At 70.9% G+C, this 20,604-nt stretch carries 17 protein-coding genes and 1 pseudogene; 5 read left to right on the forward strand and 13 right to left on the reverse strand.

Annotated features, from left to right (window positions below; all coding sequences use genetic code 11):
• Positions 1 to 174 precede the first annotated feature (174 nt).
• Both I8N67_RS30790 and I8N67_RS30795 read right to left on the reverse strand, forming a co-directional pair.
• Positions 175 to 1,686, reverse strand: a complete 1,512-nt coding sequence (locus I8N67_RS30790; RefSeq protein WP_200307520.1) for a glycoside hydrolase family 43 protein — start codon at positions 1,684 to 1,686, stop codon at positions 175 to 177.
• Positions 1,687 to 1,862: 176 nt separating this feature from the next.
• Complete coding sequence (locus I8N67_RS30795; protein ID WP_234046567.1) at positions 1,863 to 4,466, reverse strand: alpha-L-rhamnosidase-related protein; 2,604 nt, start codon at positions 4,464 to 4,466, stop codon at positions 1,863 to 1,865.
• A gap of 265 nt (positions 4,467 to 4,731) precedes the next feature.
• Between I8N67_RS30795 and I8N67_RS30800 the strand changes: the two genes are divergently transcribed.
• Positions 4,732 to 4,983: a hypothetical protein gene (locus I8N67_RS30800; RefSeq protein ID WP_200307561.1), complete on the forward strand. Its 252-nt coding sequence runs from the start codon at positions 4,732 to 4,734 to the stop codon at positions 4,981 to 4,983.
• Between the two features lie 85 nt (positions 4,984 to 5,068).
• Positions 5,069 to 5,536 (forward strand): DUF5990 family protein, encoded by a 468-nt coding sequence (locus tag I8N67_RS30805; RefSeq protein ID WP_234046568.1) that lies wholly within the window; start codon positions 5,069 to 5,071, stop codon positions 5,534 to 5,536.
• A gap of 103 nt (positions 5,537 to 5,639) precedes the next feature.
• On the opposite strand, the gene I8N67_RS30810 is transcribed toward I8N67_RS30805, so the two are convergent.
• The 7 genes and pseudogenes from I8N67_RS30810 to I8N67_RS30835 all read right to left on the reverse strand — a co-directional run bounded on the left by I8N67_RS30810 (position 5,640) and on the right by I8N67_RS30835 (position 11,618).
• The gene (locus I8N67_RS30810; protein ID WP_200307522.1) at positions 5,640 to 6,785 is read right to left on the reverse strand and encodes an ABC transporter substrate-binding protein; all 1,146 of its coding nucleotides are present in this window, start codon (positions 6,783 to 6,785) and stop codon (positions 5,640 to 5,642) included.
• 185 nt (positions 6,786 to 6,970) lie between these two features.
• Positions 6,971 to 7,303 (reverse strand): substrate-binding domain-containing protein, encoded by a 333-nt coding sequence (locus I8N67_RS43140; protein WP_372443834.1) that lies wholly within the window; start codon positions 7,301 to 7,303, stop codon positions 6,971 to 6,973.
• A gap of 17 nt (positions 7,304 to 7,320) precedes the next feature.
• Positions 7,321 to 8,004, reverse strand: a pseudogene (locus I8N67_RS30815) (LacI family DNA-binding transcriptional regulator); the annotation flags it as partial.
• Positions 8,005 to 8,153: 149 nt separating this feature from the next.
• Positions 8,154 to 9,245: a response regulator gene (locus I8N67_RS30820; protein ID WP_200307556.1), complete on the reverse strand. Its 1,092-nt coding sequence runs from the start codon at positions 9,243 to 9,245 to the stop codon at positions 8,154 to 8,156.
• Positions 9,238 to 9,480 carry a hypothetical protein gene (locus I8N67_RS30825; protein ID WP_200307523.1) on the reverse strand — a complete coding sequence of 81 codons (243 nt, stop codon included), beginning with the start codon at positions 9,478 to 9,480 and terminating at the stop codon, positions 9,238 to 9,240. The genes I8N67_RS30820 and I8N67_RS30825 overlap by 8 nt, the downstream gene beginning before the upstream one ends.
• Before the next feature lie 267 nt (positions 9,481 to 9,747).
• Positions 9,748 to 10,863: a sensor histidine kinase gene (locus I8N67_RS30830; protein ID WP_200307557.1), complete on the reverse strand. Its 1,116-nt coding sequence runs from the start codon at positions 10,861 to 10,863 to the stop codon at positions 9,748 to 9,750.
• A 77-nt stretch (positions 10,864 to 10,940) separates the two neighbouring features.
• Positions 10,941 to 11,618 carry a response regulator gene (locus I8N67_RS30835; RefSeq protein WP_200307524.1) on the reverse strand — a complete coding sequence of 226 codons (678 nt, stop codon included), beginning with the start codon at positions 11,616 to 11,618 and terminating at the stop codon, positions 10,941 to 10,943.
• Positions 11,619 to 11,797: 179 nt separating this feature from the next.
• Between I8N67_RS30835 and I8N67_RS30840 the strand changes: the two genes are divergently transcribed.
• Both I8N67_RS30840 and I8N67_RS30845 read left to right on the forward strand, forming a co-directional pair.
• Positions 11,798 to 13,162 carry a DUF418 domain-containing protein gene (locus I8N67_RS30840; RefSeq protein WP_234046570.1) on the forward strand — a complete coding sequence of 455 codons (1,365 nt, stop codon included), beginning with the start codon at positions 11,798 to 11,800 and terminating at the stop codon, positions 13,160 to 13,162.
• A gap of 265 nt (positions 13,163 to 13,427) precedes the next feature.
• Positions 13,428 to 14,744 carry a phytase gene (locus I8N67_RS30845; protein WP_200307525.1) on the forward strand — a complete coding sequence of 439 codons (1,317 nt, stop codon included), beginning with the start codon at positions 13,428 to 13,430 and terminating at the stop codon, positions 14,742 to 14,744.
• A 7-nt stretch (positions 14,745 to 14,751) separates the two neighbouring features.
• Here the strand turns inward: I8N67_RS30845 and I8N67_RS30850 are convergent, their stop codons facing one another.
• The 4 genes from I8N67_RS30850 to I8N67_RS30865 form a co-directional block, all read right to left on the reverse strand.
• Positions 14,752 to 15,459, reverse strand: a complete 708-nt coding sequence (locus I8N67_RS30850) for a FadR/GntR family transcriptional regulator (protein WP_200307526.1) — start codon at positions 15,457 to 15,459, stop codon at positions 14,752 to 14,754.
• Between the two features lie 23 nt (positions 15,460 to 15,482).
• Positions 15,483 to 16,523, reverse strand: a complete 1,041-nt coding sequence (locus tag I8N67_RS30855) for an ABC transporter permease (protein WP_200307527.1) — start codon at positions 16,521 to 16,523, stop codon at positions 15,483 to 15,485.
• A 2-nt stretch (positions 16,524 to 16,525) separates the two neighbouring features.
• The gene (locus I8N67_RS30860; RefSeq protein ID WP_200307528.1) at positions 16,526 to 18,145 is read right to left on the reverse strand and encodes a sugar ABC transporter ATP-binding protein; all 1,620 of its coding nucleotides are present in this window, start codon (positions 18,143 to 18,145) and stop codon (positions 16,526 to 16,528) included.
• 104 nt (positions 18,146 to 18,249) lie between these two features.
• Entirely contained in the window at positions 18,250 to 19,296 is a 1,047-nt protein-coding gene (locus I8N67_RS30865; RefSeq protein ID WP_200307529.1) for a sugar ABC transporter substrate-binding protein, read from the reverse strand.
• Positions 19,297 to 19,734: 438 nt separating this feature from the next.
• Between I8N67_RS30865 and I8N67_RS30870 the strand changes: the two genes are divergently transcribed.
• Positions 19,735 to 20,586 (forward strand): fumarylacetoacetate hydrolase family protein, encoded by an 852-nt coding sequence (locus I8N67_RS30870; protein ID WP_200307530.1) that lies wholly within the window; start codon positions 19,735 to 19,737, stop codon positions 20,584 to 20,586.
• Positions 20,587 to 20,604 lie beyond the last annotated feature (18 nt).

Consider the following 20,604-nt stretch of genomic DNA (forward strand, 5'->3'; position numbering starts at 1 on the left):
ACCGTTATCCCCATGCGCGATCACGTGCGCGCGAGCCGACTGGCCCTCATGGCGGGCCTCGAAGCGGTCGTCCGCAGTACGGCGTAGCCGAACCGCGCAGGTGACGGCCCGGGGCGCCGAACCAGCCCGGCCCCACGGCGGCCGGGGGGCCGAGCCGACGACCATGCGACCGCCTCAGTCGCCGATCGGCTCGTAGTCGAACCAGTCGAAGTGCACGGAGCCGGTCGCCGCGAACATGCCGATGACGCGGCCGGTGAAGCCGCCGGCCACCTCCGTGGACAGGTACCGGCCGTCGAGCGAGGTCAACTCGACGAAGGTGCCGTCCGGTTCCTCGACGCCGAGCGAGACGGTGTCGGGGCCGGTGCGTGCGTCGTTCACGGTCTGTACGGCGGTCACCTCGATGCGCAGAACGACGGGGCCGGGAGGCACCGGCCGGGACGCCACGACCGTGTTCGACGGACCGATGCGGGCACGCACCCGCACCTCCCCGGGCGAGGCCTCGATGTCGTAGTGGTGCCGCTCGTCGAGGCGGACGGCCAGCCCGCCGGACCCTTCCGCGACATCGATCAGGGCTCGCGCCCGGCAGGACAGGTGCTGCTGCCGCCGGCCGACGAACGTCACGTCGGTGTCGTCGAGTGATCCGCCGCGGGCGCGCAGGGTCAGCCGGCCGGGCCGTTCCTTCGTGGTGCAGTCCTCGGGGGAGCGCCGGCGCGGCGAGACCCAGTACGGGGCCAGGTCGCTGAAGTCGAAGTCGTCCAGGCCCGGTACGGCCGTGTGGGGCTGGAGCGGCCATGGGGGCGCGGGCAGGTCGGTCGACAGTTCGCCGACGACGGGCCAGCCGTCGACCCACTCGACCGGCACCAGGAACGTCTCCCGCCCGAGTACGTGCCAGCCGGGAGTGCCCCCGCCCGGCCGTACGCCGAGCAGCACCATCCACCACGAACCGTCGGGTGCCTGGACCAGGTCCGCGTGGCCGGTGTTCTGGATGGGGTGTTCGGTGCCGCGGTGGGTGAGGACCGGGTTGTCCGGGCACGGCTCGAACGGGCCGCCCGGCGTGCGGCCACGCGCGATCGAGACGCCGTGGCACCGCTCGGTACCGCCCTCGGCGATGAGCAGGTACCAGTAGTCGCCGATCCGGTACAGGTGCGGTGCTTCCGGGGCTTTCGCGCCGGGGCCGCCGGACCAGAGCCGGCGGGGCGGACCGAACGTCTCCCCGGTGTGGGGGTCGATACGGAACTGACTCACGCCGGCGACGGTGCACCAGCAGTTGCCGTCCTCGTCCCAGGCGAGGTCCGGGTCGATGCCGTGGACCCCGGTCAGCCGGATCGGATCGGACCAGGGGCCCGCCGGGTCGGTGGCCGTGAAGAGCAGATTGCCGTCGCCGCTCACGTTCGTGACGATGAGCCAGAACCGGCCGTCGTGGTGGCGGAGTGTGGGCGCGTAGATCCCTCCCGAGGAGGGCGCGCCCAACGGCAGGCGCAGTTGGGCCGGCCGGTCGAGCGCGTTGCCGATCTGGGCCCAGTGCACGAGGTCCCGGCTGTGGAAGAGGGGTACGCCGGGGAAGTACTCGAAACTGGAGCACGCGAGGTAGTAGTCCTCGCCCACCCGGCAGATGCTCGGATCGGGGTGGAAGCCGGGGATCACTGGGTTGCTGATGGTCTTGCCGGTCTGGGGCCTGCTCGACACCCTGATCGAGTCCTTTCGCCGGGCGGATTCCGGGACGCGCACCACGGTCCGTGGGTCCGCGAGAGCTTGGCAAGCACCTGGAGAAGTACGAAACTTTCGTTCCCGCTCTCCAGACCCGTGCCGCCGGAGCGTGATGCGCCCTGGACGGCACGGGAGCGGGTGGCGATGCCTGCCCGCTACACGACACGGATCTCGGCGAGCTGGAGACGGAACTTGGTCGTCTCGTCGGAGGCGGCCGCGCCGAGCCTGGTGGCTCTCAGACGGAGGTAGCGGCCGGTGGCGGAGGTGAGGGTATAGGTCTGGGCGGCTCCGCCCGGGTTTGACTGGCCGGTGACGGTGCGCGCGGTGGTGTACGTACCGCTGCCGTCGGCCCTGGTCTGCAACGTGAAGTCGACGGGGAAGCCCGCAGTGCCGCCACCCGCCGCCTGGGTGTCCGTGCGGGGGTGGAGGGTGACGGAGCCGATGGCCCGGTCGGCGCCGAGGTCGACCTCGATCCAGACGGGTGTGGCGCTGACGTCGGCGGAGGGGAAGTCGATGCTGGTGAAGCCCCTGGCGCCGGTGACACTGGTGGTGGTGCCGTCCAGGACGCGGGTCTTGCCCCAGTCGCCGTTCTCCAGCGAGTAGTTGGCGGCCACCGTGGTCGTGGCGGTGGGGACGGCGAGCTCGGCGAGCTGGAGCCGGTACTTGGTGGTCTCGTCGTTGGCGGGAGCGCCGAGCTTGGTGGCCCGCACCCGGACGTAGCGGGCGGTGGTGGTCCTGAAGCCGTACGTCTGCACCAGCCCGCCCGGGTCGGGCTCGGCGGTGACGGTGCGGACGGTGGTGTAGGTGCCGGCTCCCTCGGGGCGGGTCTGGACCGTGAAGTCGACGGGGAAGCCCGCGGTGCCGCCACCGGCCGCCGGGGTGTCGGTGCGCGGGAAGAGCCGTACGGCGTCGATGTCCGTGTCGGTCCCGAGGTCGACCTCGACCCAGACCGGGTTCGCGCTCACGTCCGGGGAGGAGAACTCGTTGCTGGTGTAGCCCCTCGCCCCGGTCACGCTGGTGAGCCTGCCGTCGGACAGCCGGTCCGTGCCCCAATTGGCGTTCTCCAGACTGTTGTTGCTGGAGACGGGCCTGCCCAGGGCCAGGTTGTCGAGACGCCCGGTGCCGGTGGCGGTGAAGGTCCAGGTGCCCGGCTGCACGGTGAAGTACACGTACGAGGAGTCCTTGCTCTCGAACGCCAGGCCGTTGACGCCGCCGGTGGAGGAACCGTTCGTGTAGACGGTCCTGCCGTTGGCGCTGATGGCCGGCTGGGACCCGCCGTGGACGGGCACGCCCACGCGAGCCGTCGTCCCGCTCGGCGAGGTGAGCGTCAGCGTGGCCTTGGTTCCGTCCCGTGTGATGCCGAAGCGGATGTCGCCCTTGCCGGTCGGAGTGACGGTGTTGATCTTCGTGAGGGTGCCGGTCCGCGGGACGACCTCGTACGTCGTCCAGCCGGGCTTGGTGGGGCGGACTCCGGCGGCGTACGCGGACAGGGCGTACAGCGGGCCGCCGTTCCAGGCGTGGTTGTCGGTGCCGTCGGCCTTGGTCCACAGCTCCCACAGCGTGTGGCAGGCGGGGTCGGCGACCTGGGCGGCGAAGCGGTTGCGCATCCGCTCCTCGGCGACCGTGGCCGCGCCCATGAGATACAGCGCTTCGAGGACGTAGAACTCCATGTAGGGGCTGGCGTTGAGGTGGGTGCGCAGCACCTCGGTGATGGCGCGGTGGCGGGAGGCGGGCGCCAGACCGGCGACGACGGCGAGGCCGTTGGCCCGGTCGTCGGTGTCACGGGTGTAGCCGGGGGAGCGGTACTCGTTCCTGGCCGAGTTCCACAGCACACGGTCGAAGTTGGCCTTGACGCTGTCGCGTCGGGCCTTCCAGCCGGCCACGTCGCCGCTGTTGCCGCTGAGGTCGGCGAGCTTGGCGGCGGTGTCCAGGGCCAGGTAGTACCAGCAGTTGTCGAGAACGCGGGCGTCGATGTCGGTGCCCCAGTCCTCCCAGTCCCAGTCCCCGGCACGGTGGTTGACGAGCCCGTCGCCGTCCAGGCTCCACAGGTTCAAGTACGTCCTCACCGCCGGGTAGGCGTCGGTGACGACGCTCGCGTTGCCGGTGTACAGGTAGTACGTCCAGAACGACCAGACCGAGGCGAGCATCTGGACGGGCAGTTCGGCGGTCCAGATGGTCGTGGGGACCGGGGAGTACAGTGCGCCGCCGGCCTTCTGCCAGGAGGCCAGCTGCGAGATCGCCTTAGCGCCGAGGGCGTGGGAGCGGGTGTCGAACGTGTAGAAGCCCTCCTTGAGCTGATTGACCACGTCCCCCCACCACTGGGCGCGTTCGCGGGTGGGGCAGTCCATGTAGTTGTCCCGCATGTTGACGTACATGGTGCGGGCGGCCTTGCCCCACAGGGTGTCGAGGAAGGCGTCGCTGCTGCTGAACGAGCCGGAGAAATCCGTGTCGTAGCCGCTCTCCCGGTACTTCAGCTCCAGGATCGTCACGCCCGCCGGGATCGTGTAGCGGACGGCCGTACCGCTCATCCAGCCCAGGGACTCGAACTCCTGGACCCCGCCGGCGCAGACGTAGGTGGAGCGTACGTTGAAGCCGGTTCCGGGCTCGATCCCCGTCAGATTGGAGCCGTCGTCGTGATGGTCGGTCTGGATGCCGATCACCGCACCGGCCGGGGCGTCCACCTTCAGATACGGCGTGACCTGGAGGTTGGACGGCCGGGCGGCCGAGATGGCCGTGGAGCCCTGGCCGGTGGACGGCAACGAGGACGCGTTGGTGTAGGACTTGAGGGCGGAGTACCGGAACTGCGGAATCGGTCGTTCGACCAGGGCGTTCCAGGGCGCTCCAGGGCGCGGCGCCCACCGCGCCGTAGTCGGTGGGCGCGCTCCAGGCGCTGTCGTCGAAGCCGGACGACCGCCACCCGGACATGGGGGCGGCGTTGCGGGCGTCGTAGTGGATGTTCGACTCGGGCAGCCGGAAGTTGGCCTGGCTGCCGCTGGTGTTGTTCGAGTAGCCCGGGTGGACGGTGTGCTTCCAGCCGGTGTCGCTGACCAGCCGGGTGGTCGTCGAGCCGACCTGGACGTCGGACTGGAACAGCAGACCGCCCTTGCCGCTAGTGAGGCGACCCTGCGCCTCCCGGCCGTCTCCGCCGACTCCGTCCGCGAGGGGCGGACCCCGCTGTCCCGCCTGGACGGGGTGCGGTTCCTGGGCCACACGGACGGCGTCGCCTCGTACCGGCTGCCGTCGGGCCGCTACCGCCTGACCAGCACGCTGCGTTGACGTCGGTCCACCTGCGCCGGTGAGGCGGTCGCACGAAGCGCCGCCTCACCGGCAAGGCAGGGACGAGGGCGGGATGATGGCCGGTATGCACATCCGCATCGAAGCGATCGACCTGCCGGGCCGCACCTGCCCGGCCCCCGCCGACGGCAACGTCACCGTGTACGACAACGTCCACGTCGCCGTACAACGCCGCGACCGCCCGGCCGAACTCCTGGCGCCACAGCCCGGCCACGCCCCGTCCGCGACCTGGACCCTGGAGTGCACCGCACTCGTCTCGCCGACCGGCACCGATGTCAAAGGGCCCTATGTGCAGGACCGGCTGGGCCGACGGTTCATCTACCTGTCCTGGGGCACGGTCGACGAGTCGGGCACCTTCACCATGTTCCGCCGCGCCAAGCTCATGCTCGACGTCATCCCCGCCGACCTCCTCGCCACCGCCGCACACGACGGTCTGCTGGTCGGACGCCTCGGCTTGACCGACGCCCGGGGCGGCCCCCTGTGCGCACGCGTCGAGCCCCCACACATCACCTGGACGGCCGAGCGCGCCGACTGAGGTACCGGGCGGGAAATCCGTCGAGGGTTCTGGACGGTTCCGGCTACGGCCTGCCCGCCGAGCCGAGTGGGGGAAGGGGGCGGCGGCCAGGCCGGCCCAGATCCTAGGCTCCGGGGCGCAGGCCGAGCCAGCCGGGCGTGGGGTCGCCCTTGACCTCGCCGAAGTACAGGGCGAAGGTCTGCTTCCAGCGCTCGATCTCGGCGCGGTCGGCCATGAAGCGGGGGAAGCCGTCGACGTGCGCGTCGGGGTAGTCCCAGATCGGCTCCAGGCCCGCCGGGGGCGTGATGTCGGTGCGTACGGACCAGCCGTTGAAGGACGCCTGCTGCTGGCCGGTGGACAGCTGCCAGTTGAGGTAGAGCTTGGCCGCGGTGGGGTTCTTGGCCTGCTTCAGGATCGCGGCCCGCTGGCCCCAGGCCATGAACGGGTGCCCGTCGGTGACGACGAACCGGGTGGGAGACGACGCGGGCGCCGCCAACGAGCCGGCACCACCGATGCCGATCGCCTTCTGGCCGCTGCCGACCGCCTCTCCCGGGCTGTTGCTGCCGCGCGCGAACCGCACGTCCTGGGCGGCGAGCTTGGCCACCCACTCCCAGCCGTACTTCTTGGCGTACAGCGAGTAGAGGTAGAGGACCGCGTCGTCGTCGTGCGGGTAGGACGAGGCGATCTTCCCCTTCCACTGCGGGTCGACCAGGTCGAGCGGACTCTTCGGCGCCCGCGAACCGACCGCGTCGACGCCGTACATGAAGCCGAAGGCGATCGCCGCGACCGCGACCCAGGCACCCTGCGGGTCCTTGAACGCGTCGTGGACCCTGGAGAATCCGGCGGGCTTGTAGCGGAGCAGGCGGCCCTGCTCCTTCCAGCGCGTGAAGTCCTGCAAAGTCTGCAGCTGCACGACGTCGGGGACGACGCTGCCCGTGGCGAACTGGTTGTCGACGCGGACGTCGTGGTACTTGCTGTAGTCGACGATCAGCGTCAGGTCGATGTCCGGGAAGCGGGCCTTGAAGCCGGCCTTGGTGCCGTCCTGCTGGGTCGGGGTGTCGCCGCCGGCGTAGACGACGAGCTTCCCGCCCTCCGCGAGGGCTGCCTGGTACAGCTCGTCGAGCGTCCGGCTCTCCTCGGACCCGGTCCGGCGCCGGGACGCGGCGGGAGAGGCCGAGGCCGGAACAGCGGAGGCACCGAACGCGCCGGCGCCGAGAGCGGCACCGGCGCCGACGGTGAGAAGGCGTCGCCTGCTGGGGGAGGTGGACATGCCGAGGAGACCTCGTTTCATGGGGGGTGTGACGTACTGGGCCCGGCACGATGGGGGCGGTGGTCATTCTGATGCGTCCGAGCCCGGCTTCGCGTCGTCCGTCCGGAGCGATTCTGTCTTCGGGGGATGGAAACTCCGTTCAACCGTTCGGTTGAACGGATGTGCGCCACCGGGCTCGGCCGGGACTACTCCGGCAGGCGAGCCGTGGTCCGGCGCGGCACCAGCGGGGGGGACAGCTTGACCTGGGCCGACGGCTTGCGGCGGTCGCCGATGCGCTCGAGGAGGAGGCGGGCGGCGTTCCCGCCGATCTCGTGTCCGGCCTGGTCGACGCTGGTCAGCGAGATCGGGCCGAACGCGGCGAACGTCGTGTTGTCGTATCCGACCACCGAGATGTCGCCCGGCACGGCGAGCCCGGCTTCGGCGACCGCGTCCAGGACGCCCATGGCGACGATGTCCGCACCGGCGAAGACGGCGGTGGCCGCTGGGGGCGTGCGAGCAGTTCCTCGGCACCCTGGAATCCGCCCTGCTGGGTGTAGCTGGTGGAGACCACGTCGATCTCCTCGGCGAGGCCGAGTGACCGCATGGCCCGCCGATAACCTTCGGCACGCTGGGCGTTGGGCATCTCCGCGAGGCGCGTCGGATCGGTTTCATGGTGCTCGATGTGGGCGATCCTGCGGTGCCCGAGGCCGACGAGATGACCGACGACCAGGGCCGCTCCCGCCATGTCGTCGTCCGTGACGGTGTCGTACGCCTGGGACTGCCCGTGCCGGCCCACGACGACGGTCGGTACGAGGGAGGCGACCTGTTCGAGACGGTCGCGCGGTGACACGGGCGCGATGAGGACGATGCCGTCCATCCCCTGGTCGATCATGGCTTCGGTGACGCGTGCCTCTTCCCTCTCCCCGTTGCATCCCGGCCCCAGGAAGACCTGGTAGTCGGTGTCCTTGAGGCGCCCGGTGATCCCGGCGAGGATCTCGGGGAAGAAGGGATTGCGGATGTCGGGCAGCATCACGCCGATGGTGTACGTCTGGCCGCGCAGGCCCCGTGCGGCCGCGTACGGCCGGTATCCCAGTTCGTCGATCGCCCGGCGCACCTTCGCACGCATCTCGGGGCTGGCCCCGTAGGCGTTGCGCAGCACTTTGGAGACCGCGGTGGTCGACACCTTGGCGTGCCGCGCGACATCGACGATCGTGACGCGGCGAGGCGGCGCCGGCTCCATCCGGTCTCCTCCCGCGTGGTGGAAAACGTTCCCGCAGAGTCTACGGACGAAGGAGCCGCTCAGTGAGCGCGGGCCATCCGGTCCCGCGGTCAGGTCCGGCCGCGAGGAGCCGGTCGCCCCGGCGCCCCCGGCGTGCCTGCCCTACCGCCCTACCTCTCCCCGGCGAGACGGCGTTCGAGATAGATGCCGGTGAACACCGCCACCTTGGCGCGCAGGGCCCAGGGGTCGAAGGGCTTGCCGATGTAGTCGACGGCGCCGGCGGCGTAGCCGCGGGCGGAGTGTTCGGGGTCGGCGCCGATCGCGGTGAGGAAGATGATGGGGACGTCGCGGTTGCGGGGGCGGCGTTTGATGTGGGCGGCGGTCTCGTAGCCGTCCATGTCGGGCATCTGCACATCCATGATGATCACGGCGAAGTCGTCGTTGTCGAGGAGCGCCTTGAGCGCCTCCTGGCCGGAGGAGACGGCGACGAGTTCCTGGTCGAGGGTGGAGAGCACGGCGGTCATGGCCAGCAGGTTGTCCGGCTGGTCGTCGACGATGAGGATCTTGGGCATGGTCTGCGGGGCCGCGGGGAGGGTCGCGGCGGTCTGCTGGACCTGTTCGACGGCCTCCAGCTGGCGTTCGAGGAGGTCGCAGCGTTCCTCGGCGCCGTCGCGTTGCTTGCGGGCGTCGTCGAGGTCGGCGGACAGCCGAACCACTTCGCCCTGCAACCGGTCCCGCTCGCGCAGCAGTTCGGTGAAGTCGGGGTTGGCGGCGGCCAGGCGGTCGGCCCGCTCCCGTTCGGCGTTCCAGGCCGCTTCCAGCTGGCTGAGCCGCACTTCGAGGTCGGCGATGCGATGCTTGCGGTCCAGCAGCGCGTCGCCGAGGGCGTCACCGCGCGCGGTGGAACGGCGCGATGTCCGGTCCGCCTCGGCGAGTTGCTGTTCCAGCTCCTCCATCGCGAGCCTCGACGTCGGGCCGCTCTCGACGGCGGCGCCGTGCAACCGCCGTACGAGTTCGATGGCTTCCGGTGTGGCCGCCACGCCGCGGTGTTCGGCGACATCGGTGAACAGGTCCGTCACCACGTCCCACGGCGGGATACGGGTGCCGTTCAGGTACCGGGAGAAGGTGCCGGCGTCCCGGGTGCGCCGGGCCGCGTAACGGCGTATCGAAACCGGCAGTCCTTCGAACAGTTCGCGGAGCGCCTGGGCCAGGGCGCGGGACTCCGGGGTCAGATCGCGGGCCAGCGGCCGGAGTTCACCCACGGCGGTCATCAGCCTTCGTGCGCGGCCGGCGCCGGGTGCCCGCGTCGTCGAAGACGCTGTGCGCGAGCACCAGGTGGAGGACCTGAACGGTGCCTCCGAGGGCGGCCAGTCCGCACAGGACGCTGCGCGCCGCCCCGTCGCCGGCCAGTGTCGACAGCACACCGGCGCCCGCTCCGACCGACAAGGCGGTGACCAGCAACCACACCAACTTCTTCGGCAGCCGTAAACGATCCATCGCTCCTCTTTCGGCCCTCAGCCGGACACCGGCTGCAACGGCGCGCTCCGGATGAGGCGCCGTAAGGGGAATCACAGGATGTAGGGGGATGCGGGCGTTGCGCCGGGAAAACGGCGAAGCGGCAACGATCGACACCGTTGCGGCCTTTCGTATCCGCTTCCGCAACACGCCCGTCCGCAGGTCAACGGAGCGCGGGCGGTCGGGCGTTGCGGCAACACGCATCAGCCGCGACCCCAGCGGTCCATGCCGGCGAGGACCGGGACCGGCTCAGTGCGTCCCGTTCACCGGAAGCTCCAGACGGAGTTCGTAGCCGCCGTTCCCCAGGTGCCCGGACGTGACCGTTCCGCCGAGGAGTTCGGCTCGCTGGCGCAGGCCGATGAGGCCGTGGTGGGCACCGGGGAGGGAGAGGGCGGGGCGGCCGGGGGCGGTGTTGGTGACGGTGGCGCGGACGGTGCCGTCCTGGTGCCGGATGCGGATGGTGGCCGTGGCACCCGGGGCGTGCTTGCGGATGTTGGTGAGGGCTTCCTGCACGGTGCGGTAGACGGCGCGCTGCACCGGCGGCGGGAGGTCGGCCGGCAGCTCCGTGCGCAGGTCGGTCTCGATGCCGCTGCCGGTGACGAGCCGGTCGAGGTCGGCGAGCGAGGGCTGCGGGGTCAGCTCGGTGGGACGGCTGCCGGAGGCGCGCAGTATGCCGACCATGTGCCGCAGCTCGTCCAGGGTCTGCACACTGAGCAGCCGGATCGTGGCCGCGGCCTCCTTCGCCTCCGGGTCCCGGCTGCCGACCTGGAGGGCCCCGGCCCGCACGGCGATCAGGCTGACCTGGTGGGAGACGGCGTCGTGCATCTCCCGGGCGAGCTGGGCGCGTTCCCTCGCGAGGACGCCCTGCGCGAGCAGCAGCCGCTCGTGTTCACGTGCCTCCGACACCTCGACGAGCCGCAGCGACAACTCCCGGCGGGCCTGCACGAGCTGCCCCAGGAAGAGGGGCGCGGTCGCCTGCGCCAGGCTGTACGAGACCGGGATCAGCGCCTGGCGGTCGGACAGGTCGGCGAACTCCGGTGACGGCCACGACCACCAGGTGAGGTCGCAGACCGCGAACCCCACCGCGCAGACGGCCAGCAGGACCCGGTGGTGGGTGCGCGAGGCGAGGGTGTAGAGCGCCACCAGCGTGGCGAACACGGCGTCCGTGAACAAGGCGGTCGGCAGCGTGAGCAGGAACGTCGGCAGCGGCAGCCGGCGGCGCAGGACGAGCGCGGACGTCGCGAGCAGGGCGCAGGCCAGCTCCCGGGGGTGATGGGTGCCCACGTCATGGATCCACACGTCCAGCAGCGACACCGTGACCAGGACGGTGTCCATCACGGGCGCGGGCGGCGCGGGGGACGCCATCAGCCGTTCCGCCGCACCGGACGTCGGCCGTGCAACCCCCGTACGGGAGTTCATCCGCCGACCCGTCCCACGGGACGTCACGCGCCCTCTCCTTCTGGGCCGGGCGCGCGCTGTGGCCTGAGCAGGCCGGCGCGCTCGGCCAGCAGGGCCGCCTGGACGCGGCTGCCCACCTCCAGCTTGGTGAGCAGGGCGCTCACATGGTCCTTGACCGTCCCGGTGCTCAGATGCATCCGCTCGCCGATGTCGGTGTTGGACAGCCCCTCGGTGATGAGGACGAGTACGGCACGCTCGCGCTCGGTCAGCCGGTCGACGAGCCGGCCGGCGGCCTCCCGGGGCCCGTTGTCCAGGTAGCCGTCGACGACGGTGCGGGTCACCCGGGACGACAGGACGATGCCCCCGGCCGCCAAAGTGCGTACGAGGTACGGCAGTTGCTCGGGATCGGTGTCCTTGAGGAGGAAGCCGGCCGCCCCCGACTGCAGGGCCGCCGCCACGTACTCGTCCATGTCGAAGGTGGTGAGCATGGCCACCACGGGAGGGCGCGGCAGTCTGCGGAGTTCGGCGAGGACGGTCAGCCCGTCCACGTCCGGCATCCGGATGTCCAGCAGGACGACCTCGGGGCGCAGCTCCCGTACGGCGTGCACGGCCCGGCCGCCGGGGACCGCCGCCACGACGTCGATGCCGTCCGCGGAGTTGAGGATGTGCTCGAAGCCCGTGCGGATCAGGGCCTCGTCGTCGACCACCAGTACCCGGATCACCCGTGCTCCGCTCGCCGCCGGACCACCGCCGGACCGGTACGACGTCCAGGGCCGCCCGCAGGTTCCTTTTCGTACCGGTTTCCCGTCACCTGGCGGGGGTGGCTCCGGCTGATCGGCGGGAAATACCCGGCCACTCGCCGGATGGGCACGCGCCCGACACGCCCCCGACGCTGAAGTCCATGACACCAGAGACGTCATCGGGCTTGTCGTCGAAGCCGACCACCGTGCCCACCACCGCCCCTGCCCCCGCCTCCGCTCCCGCCCCTGCCCCCGCCTCCGCTCCCGCCGCGGGGCTCACCTCCGTACCCGCCGCGGGGCCCACTTCCGTACCTCCCGCCGCGCCCGGCGTCGAAGAGGGCGGCCGCCCGGCTGTCGTCTCCCGGGCGCCGTCGGCCGGACGGCTCGTCGGCATCGATCTCGCCCGTGGCCTCGCCGTCTTCGGCATGTACGCCGCCCATGTCGGCCCGGACCCCGAGACCGGCGGCCCGCTGGGGTTCGTCCTGGAGCTGGCACGGGGGCGTTCCTCCGCCCTGTTCGCGCTGCTCGCCGGCTTCACCCTCGTGCTGATCACCGGCCGCCCGGAACCCCGCACCGGGCGCGCCGGACGGCAGGCGGTGGCCCGGATGGTCATCCGTTCCGTCGTCCTGATCGTCCTGGGGTTCGCCCTGACCGCCCTCGACACCGACGTCGACGTGATCCTCGCCTTCTACGGCCTGACCTTCCTCGCCGTACTCCCGCTGTACCGGCTGCGGGCCGGAACGCTCGCGGCCGTCGCCGCCGTCGGCGCGCTCGTGATGCCCCAAGTCCTGTACCTGATACGGCTGTCGATCGAGGAGGGGAGCTGGGCGGACACGGTCATCGCCTGGGATCCACTGGCCCGGATCAGCGACACGGACGGCTTCATGGAACTGCTGTTCACGGGCGAGTACCCCGTGCTCACCTGGCTGTCGTTCATGCTCGCGGGCATGGCGGTGGCCCGGCTCGACCTCAGCCGGAGCACCGTCCGCACCCAACTGGCCGTCACCGGGGCGGCGTTGACCGGGCTCGGCTACGGCGGCTCCTGGCTGGCGCTCCGCCTCGTCCCGCACGCGCGCGCCACCGTCGCCGCAGCGACGGACGGCGATTCGGCCGCCTCGGCCTGGTGGTCCGACACGGTCGGCCACCTCAACGACGACACCCCGGCGGCCTGGCTCCTGGTGGGCGCGCCGCACAGCCAGACGACGTTCTCCATCCTCGGCAACACCGGCGTCGCACTGCTCCTCGTGGTGCTGTGTGTCACCGCCATGGACCGGCTGCCACGCTTGCGACGCCTCGCCACCCCCGTCCGCGCCGTCGGAATGACGGCCCTGACCGCGTACGTCCTGCACATCCTCGCCATCCGGGTGTTCGGCATGGCGGAGGAGACCGGCCCGGCCCTCGTCGACCTGCTCGTCCACAGCGTGACCGCGCTGCTGCTCGCGACCGCCTGGACCCGACGCTTCCGCCGCGGCCCCCTGGAGTACGGCCTCCACGTCACCACCCGGCCGGCCCGCTACGTCAGGTGACGTCGGACAGGTCCGCGTCGGCCCCCTGGCGGGGGCCGTCGACCGCCGCGCAACCGTCGGATCGGGCGACGGCCGGGCGAACTTCGGCCAAACCGGAGCCGATTGACCATGACGTCATGGACAGGCCGCGTCCTCCTGCGCGCAAGCTTCTCTCCGCACCATCTGCATGTCCCCGACATTCGATGGCGATCATGACGGTCATTCATCGGTCATGGCCGTGATGAAGTCATGACGGTCATTCACGACGGTAAGGAAGCGAAAGCCTGTGAGAACGCCCCGCACCGCTCGAAGAGTCGCCCTTCTCGCCTCGGCCACCGCGCTGACCACCCTCCTCGCGGCGGCCCCGGCGGGAGCGGGCACGTCCGGCCTGCCGACCGTGACCGCCACCGGTGAGTCGGCGGCGCTCTACGACGACGAGGCCGGCGGCAACTCCGACGCCGACGACCCGGCGATCTGGCGGAACCCCGCAGACCCCGGCCGCAGCCTCGTCGTCGCCACCGCCAAGGAGGGCGGCCTGCGCGTCTACGACCTGGACGCCCGCCTCGTGCAGTCGCTGCCCGCGCCAAAGCCGCCGACGGCGGACGGAGCCCCCGGCCGCTTCAACAACGTCGACCTCGTCACCGGCCTGCGCACCTCCACCGGCCGGGCCGACGTGGCGGTGGTCAGCGACCGGGGCAACGACCGGCTGCGGTTCTACCGCATCGACCCCTCCCGCCCGAACGGCCCCCTGACCGACGTCACCGACCCGGCCGCCGCCCCCGTGTTCTCCGTCGACCAGGCCGAGATCAACGACCAGCGCACCGCGTACGGCCTCGCCACCTGGACGGACAGGGCCACCGGCCGTACGTATGCCCTCGTCAGCCGGCGTGAGCGCACCCGTCTCGCTCTGCTCGAACTCCTGCCGGCGGCGAACGGCAAGGTCGGCTACCGCAAGGTCCGCACCCTCGACCTGCCCGCCTCCTTCCGCCTCCCCGACGGCACGACCTGGCACCCCTGCGGCGAACCCGATGAACTCCCGCAGGTCGAGGGCATGGTCGTCGACCCGGCCACCGGCACCCTTTACGCCGGACAGGAGGACATCGGCATCTGGCGCCTGCGCGCCGACCTCACCGGCAAGCCCGTCCTGGTGGACAAGGTGAAGGAGTACGGCGTCCCCGGAACGTACGACGAGGAGACCGAGGAGTGCGCGCCGGGCACCGACCCCGGCTACGGCGGAAGGCGGCTGTCGGCCGACGTCGAGGGCCTGACCCTCTATCAGGAGCGGGACGGGGACGGCTACTTGCTCGCCTCTGGCCAGGGCGACGACACCTTCGCCCTGTACGACCGTGAGGTGAGCGAGGGCAACGAGTACGAGGGCGGTTTCCGGATCGGCGCCGCGTCGGATTCGCTCGACAGTGTGGAGGAGTGCGATGGCGCCGCCGTCCTCAACGTCCCGCTGGGCAGCCGCTACCCGCGCGGCCTCCTCGTCGTCCAGGACGGCCAGGAGACCCCCGGCGTACCGGACGGCGAGGGCGGCACCCGCACAGCCACCGGCTTCAAGTTCGTCGACCTCGGCAAGCTGGTGGACGCCACCGGTATGTGACAGTCCGTCAGCCGTCCAAGGCCAAGGTACGGCAGGGGTCCTCGTCGAGGTCGGCCGCCAGCCACTGTTCCACCTCGGCGACATGGACCGCCGCGGCGGAGACCGCCAGCGCGGCGTCGCGGGTCCGCAGGGCGCGGAGGATCGCTTCGTGCTCCCGGTGGGCGTGTTCCACGGCCCGCCCGGTCCGGGTGCCGCGGACGATGCGGACGCGCTGCGTGCGGGTGGAGAGGACCCGCAGCAGCATGGACAGGACGGGGTTGCCGACCGCCGCCACGATGCGCAGATGGAAGGCGATGTCGTGGCCGACGAACTCCTCGACCGTGGCGGCGGACCGCGACCGCTCCAGGATGGTGCCGAGCTCCTGGAGGTCCGCGTCGGTGAGGAGGGCGGCGGCCACGCCGGTGGCCTGGGGTTCCAGCAGCCGTCGTACCTGGAGGAGTTGCAGGGCCGTGTGTCCCTGGGAGACGTCCGAGGCGAAGGAGAGCGACTCCAGCAGGAGATGGGGTTCGAGGCTGGACACGTACGTGCCGTCGCCCTGTCGGGTGACCAGGATGCGCATGGCGGTCAGCGCCCGGACCGCCTCCCGCAGCGAACTGCGGGAGAGGCCGAGCTGTGCGGCGAGGATCTCCTCCTTGGGGAGGCGGGAGCCCGGGGCCAGCTCGCCGGCCACGATCATCGCCTTGATCTTGTCCATCGCCTCGTCCGTCAGTGCCACGAGGGTGCCTTCCTGTACAGCGCCTACTCCTGCTTCTCGCCGGAGGCGAAGCGGGAGATGATCAGCGCGACGATGATGATCGCGCCGTTGAGGAACTGGTTCCACAGCGGCGGCACACCCGCGAGCGTCATCACGTTCACGACGAGCTGCAGCGTCAGCACACCGGTGAGGGCGCCGAACACCGTGCCCTTGCCGCCGTTGAGGCTCACGCCGCCGATGACGGTCGCGGCGAAGACCTGGAAGATCCAGCCGCTGCCCTGGGTGGCGGAGATGGACCCGTAGTGCCCGCTGTAGAGGATGCCGGCGAACGCGGCCAGCACACTGCCGAGGATCAGTACCCCCCACACGATCCGGTCCACCCGGATACCGGCGGTGCGAGCCGCCTCGGCGTTGCCACCGATCGCGTACAGCGCCCGGCCGTGCCGCAGCCAGGCCAGCGCGCTGCCGCCGAGCGCGAACAGCATCACGCAGATCCAGATCGCGGCCGGTACACCCAGCCAGGACGCCTTGCCGAGGTAGGTGAAGGAGGACGGCAGTTCCACGATGGACTGGCCCTCCGAGAGGGCGACCTGGAGTCCGCGCAGCATGGTCAGCATGCCGAGGGTGACGATGAACCCGTTGAGGCGCAGCTTGAGGATCAGGAACCCGTTGACGGCCCCGATCACCACGCCCACCAGCAGACAGAGCGGGACGGCCGTCCACTCGGGCAGCAGTCCGAGGCCCGTGAACCGGGCGCCGCTGGTGGGCAGGACCAGCCATACGGCGATGACGGGAGCCACGCCGATGGTGGACTCCAGGGACAGGTCCATCCGGCCGCAGACCAGGATCAGTGCGGTGGCCAGCACCAGCAGGCTCAGCTCGGTGGACTGCTGGGCCACACCGATGAGGTTGTCGGCGGTGAGGAAGGCCGGCGAGACGATGAAGCCGATCAGCCCCAGGACGAGGATGGCCGGGACCAGGGACAGCTCGCGGAAGCGACCGATGCCGAGTCCGCGGCGGGTGTCCCCGGCGGTCTTCGGCGTCACGTCCGCTGTGGGTTCGGTGACATCAGTGGTGGCGGACATGCCTACCTTCCGTGCTCTTCGGTGGTGTCGGATGTTTCGGCCCGGTCGGTGTCGGACGCGTCGGCTCGGCCGCCCACGCCCTCCATGGCGGCGACCACCTGCTCGTCCGTCCAGCCGCTCGCGAACTCGGCGACGGCCCGCCCGTGGAACATGACCACGAGCCGGTCGCACACCTTCAGGTCGTCCAGTTCGTCGGAGACGATCAGCGCGGCCTTCCCGCCGTCCGTGATCTGCCGGATCCGGCGCAGCAGGAACTCCTTGGACTTGACGTCCACCCCGTTGGTGGGGCGGATGGCCACCAGCACCTTCGGGTCGGTGGCCAGCGCCCGGGCGACGACGACCTTCTGCTGGTTGCCGCCCGAGAGCGCCGACACGGGGGTGGCCTCGCCGGGTGTCTTGATGTCGAGGTCCCGGATCATGCGCTGGGCGAAGGCCCTGGTCCTGGAGGGCAGTACGGTGCCGAACGGGCCGAGCTGGTCGGTGACGGTGAGCGTCGCGTTCTCCGCCACGCTGCGGTTGTTGACCAGCCCCTGGAGGTGGCGGTCCTCGGGGACGAAACCGACGCCGGCGGCGAGGGCGGACGGCACACTGCCGGTGCGCACGCTCCTGCCGGCGACCGAGATCCTGCCGTCCTCGGCGCGGTGGAGTCCGGCGACCGCCTCGCCCACCTGCACATTGCCGCTGGCCGTCGCGCCGGCGAGCCCGACCACCTCGCCGGCGCGCACCGACAGGGACAGGTCGCGGCAGCCGCCGGACAGCGTCAGGCCCTCGACCCTCAGCAGCTCGGCGGAGTCGGTCCGCACGGCGCTACGGCCGCCTTCCGTGGTCGGCGCGGTGCTGGTGGACTCCCCGGTCATGGCCTCCACCAGCGCCTGGTGGCCGAGTTCGGCCACGGGCGCGGTGAGGATGTGCGCCGCGTCGCGGTAGACCGTGACAGTGGTGCAGAGGTCGTAGACCTCTTGGAGGTGGTGGGAGATGAAGAGGAAGGCGACGCCCTGCCGGCGGAGGTCGCGGAGCTTGTCGAAGAGCCGGGTGATGCCGCGGGCGTCGAACTTCGCGGTCGGCTCGTCCAGGATGATGAAGCGCGCGCCGAACGACAGCGCCCGCGCGATCTCCACGAACTGCCGCTGCTCGACGGTGAGCTCCCTCGCCCGCGCGCCGGCGTCGACGTCCACGCCGTACTCACCGAGCAACTCCTCGGCGCGCCCCCGCAGTTGCTTCCAGCGGATTGGCTGCATCGGGCCGCCGCTCTGCCGGTTGAGGAAGAGGTTCTCGGCGACGGTCAGGTCCGGGATGATCGTGGACTTCTGGTAGACGCAGGCGACCTTGGAACGCCAGGCGTCGATGTCCCCGACGGGGGGTGCCGGTTCGCCCGCGTAGCGCAGGGTGCCGGTGTCGGCCGGCTGGAGTCCGGTCAAAATGGACACCAGTGTCGACTTTCCGGCGCCGTTGCGGCCGACGAGCGCGTGCGCCTCGCCCGGCGCGATGGTGATCCGGGCGTCGCGCAGCGCGACGGTGGCGCCGAACCTCTTGCTGATTCCGGTGGCCTCGGCCACCGGGGCGTGGCTCCCGGCGGCCGGGTTTCCGCCGCCGCCCGCCGGGGCGGTCGCGGTGTCCGCCATGGTGGATACCGTCCTTCGTGGAAGTCGATTGCGAGGGTGCGGGCCGAGCGCCGCGACCCGGGGCGGGAGGGACAGCCCGATCCGGCTGTCCCTCCGGCCGGCCGTCAGCCGACGTTGTTGCCCCACAGGGACTTGTCGTCCACGTTGTCCTTGGTCACCAGCGGGGCCGGCAGCTGGTCCTCCAGGCCGTTCGGGATCTCGACGATCGTGGAGCCGTGGTCGGTCTTGCCCGCCTTGAAGGTCTTGCCCTCGGCCGCGGCCTGGGCGTAGTACAGCGCGTACTTGGCGTACAGGTCGGCGGGCTGGGAGATCGTGGCGTCTATCTGGCCCTTGCGGATGGCGTCGAACTCCTGCGGGATGCCGTCGTTGGAGATGATCGAGATGTGGCCCTTCTGGCCCGCCGGCTTGAGCAGGCCCTTCTGCTCCAGCAGGGCGAGGGTGGGCTGCAGGAAGACACCGCCGGCCTGCATGTAGATGCCGTTCAGGTCCGGGTGCTGGGCGAGCGTCGACTGCAGCTTGGCGGAGGCCACGTCACCCTTCCAGTCGGTGGGCAGCTCGAAGACCTGGATCTTCGGGAACTTCTCCTTCATGCACTCGGCGAACGCCTCGGACCGGTCGCGTCCGTTGATCGAGTCCAGCGCGCCCTGAAGCTCGGCGACCTTGCCCTTGCCGCCGAGCTGCTCGCCGAGGAACTCGCAGGCCTTGGTGCCGTAGGCCCGGTTGTCGGCGCGCACGACCATGTAGACGTCGCCCTTGTCGGGCCGGGTGTCGACGCTGACCACGGGGATCTTCTTCGAGGCGAGGGTGTCCAGGGTGGAGGCGATCGCGCCGGTGTCCTGGGGGGCCATGACGACGGCCTTGGCACCCGTGTTCTGGAACACCTGCACGTTGGCGACCAGCTTGGTCACGTCGTTCTGGGAGTTGCTGAGCGGCAGCGCGTTGATGTCCTCGGACTTGACGTCCTTCTTCAGGTACTCCGCGTAGGAGTTCCAGAAGTCCGAGTCGGAGCGCGGCAGGTCGATCCCGATGGCGGGCTTGTCGTCGCCCGAGGCGGCGGATCCGGAGCTGTCGCGGTTGCACGCGGTGAGCAGGCTGAGGGCCGCGACGGCACAGGCCGCTACGGCGGTGGAGCGGGTGCGAGCGAGCTTCATGGCCGGGTTCTCTCCTTGACCAGGACGGGGGAGCCCCACGGGGCGACCGGGGGAGGGGTGCTCTCGCCCGAGGGGCGGGGAGAGTGGGAGTGCGGAGAACGAGCACCGGAGTGTGGAGGCCCCGAATCAGATGGGGCGATTCCTCCGATGTATCTCGGACGTCCAGGACGTTACGACGGCATTGCCGGGATCGACAAGGGGGTATCGGCAACGAATTGCCCGTCTGGATCTTGAGGCGCACGGGACATGTCATCAGGTGATTTCGGACACATCGGACTCATTGGTAGGGAGGTGCTCCCTGTCGGTCAAATACATCCGAGGAATGCGTTGTCAGTCCGCCGAACTGGCCTTACAGTCACCGGTGCGCCATTCCTCCGATGAATGGCCGACTGAACGACCGACTGAATGAAGGACCTCCATGGCAAGGGAGCTACCCCGGTGAAACTGCTACGAGTCGGCGCCCCGGGCGAGGAGCGGCCCGCCGTCCGCACCGACGACGGCCGGCTGCTGGATCTGTCCTCCGTGACTTCCGACATAGACGGCGCCTTCCTCGCGTCGGACGGTGTCGACCGGGCCCGCGCGGCGATCGCGGAGGACGCGCTCCCCGGACTCGACCCGGCGGGTCTGCGGATCGGCGCCCCTGTCGCCCGCCCCGGGAAGATCGTCTGCGTCGGGCTGAACTACCGCGACCACGCCGCCGAGACCGGGGCCGCGATCCCGCCCCGCCCCGTGGTGTTCATGAAGGACCCGGGCACGGTCGTCGGCCCGTACGACGAGGTGCTGATCCCGCGCGGCTCGGTGAAGACCGACTGGGAAGTGGAACTGGCGGTCGTCGTCGGACGACAGGCCCGCTATCTGGAGGGCCCCGGGGAGGCGGCGGGGGTGATCGCGGGGTACGCGGTCAGCCATGACGTCTCCGAGCGCGAGTTCCAGCTGGAGTACTCCTCGCAGTGGGACCTGGGCAAGTCCTGCGAGACGTTCAACCCGCTCGGCCCCTGGCTGGTGACCGCCGACGAGGTCGGCGACCCCCAGAACCTCGGACTGCACCTGAGCGTCAACGGCGTCAAGCGCCAGGACGGCCACACCAGCGACATGATCTTCCCGGTCCACCACCTCGTGGCCTACCTCAGCCAGTACATGGTGCTGGAGCCGGGCGACGTGATCAACACCGGTACGCCGGCGGGCGTGGCCCTCGGCCTGCCCGGCACCCCCTATCTCCGCCCCGGCGACACGGTCGAACTCTCTGTCGACGGGCTCGGTGGCCAGCGCCAGACCTTCGGCCAAGCGTGACAAGCGTGAAAGGCACTC

Origin of the sequence: Streptomyces adelaidensis, from assembly GCF_016598475.1 — a bacterium.
Classification (GTDB): domain Bacteria; phylum Actinomycetota; class Actinomycetes; order Streptomycetales; family Streptomycetaceae; genus Streptomyces; species Streptomyces adelaidensis.

Coding starts and splice junctions, on each gene's coding strand:
- I8N67_RS30860 (WP_200307528.1), bottom strand. CDS start 18,145: ATGGCGGACACCGCGACCGCCCCGGCGGGCGGCGGCGGAAACCCGGCC.
- I8N67_RS30855 (WP_200307527.1), bottom strand. CDS start 16,523: ATGTCCGCCACCACTGATGTCACCGAACCCACAGCGGACGTGACGCCG.
- I8N67_RS30830 (WP_200307557.1), bottom strand. CDS start 10,863: ATGGCGTCCCCCGCGCCGCCCGCGCCCGTGATGGACACCGTCCTGGTC.
- I8N67_RS30840 (WP_234046570.1), top strand. CDS start 11,798: ATGACACCAGAGACGTCATCGGGCTTGTCGTCGAAGCCGACCACCGTG.
- I8N67_RS30805 (WP_234046568.1), top strand. CDS start 5,069: ATGCACATCCGCATCGAAGCGATCGACCTGCCGGGCCGCACCTGCCCG.
- I8N67_RS30865 (WP_200307529.1), bottom strand. CDS start 19,296: ATGAAGCTCGCTCGCACCCGCTCCACCGCCGTAGCGGCCTGTGCCGTC.
- I8N67_RS30810 (WP_200307522.1), bottom strand. CDS start 6,785: ATGTCCACCTCCCCCAGCAGGCGACGCCTTCTCACCGTCGGCGCCGGT.
- I8N67_RS30825 (WP_200307523.1), bottom strand. CDS start 9,480: ATGGATCGTTTACGGCTGCCGAAGAAGTTGGTGTGGTTGCTGGTCACC.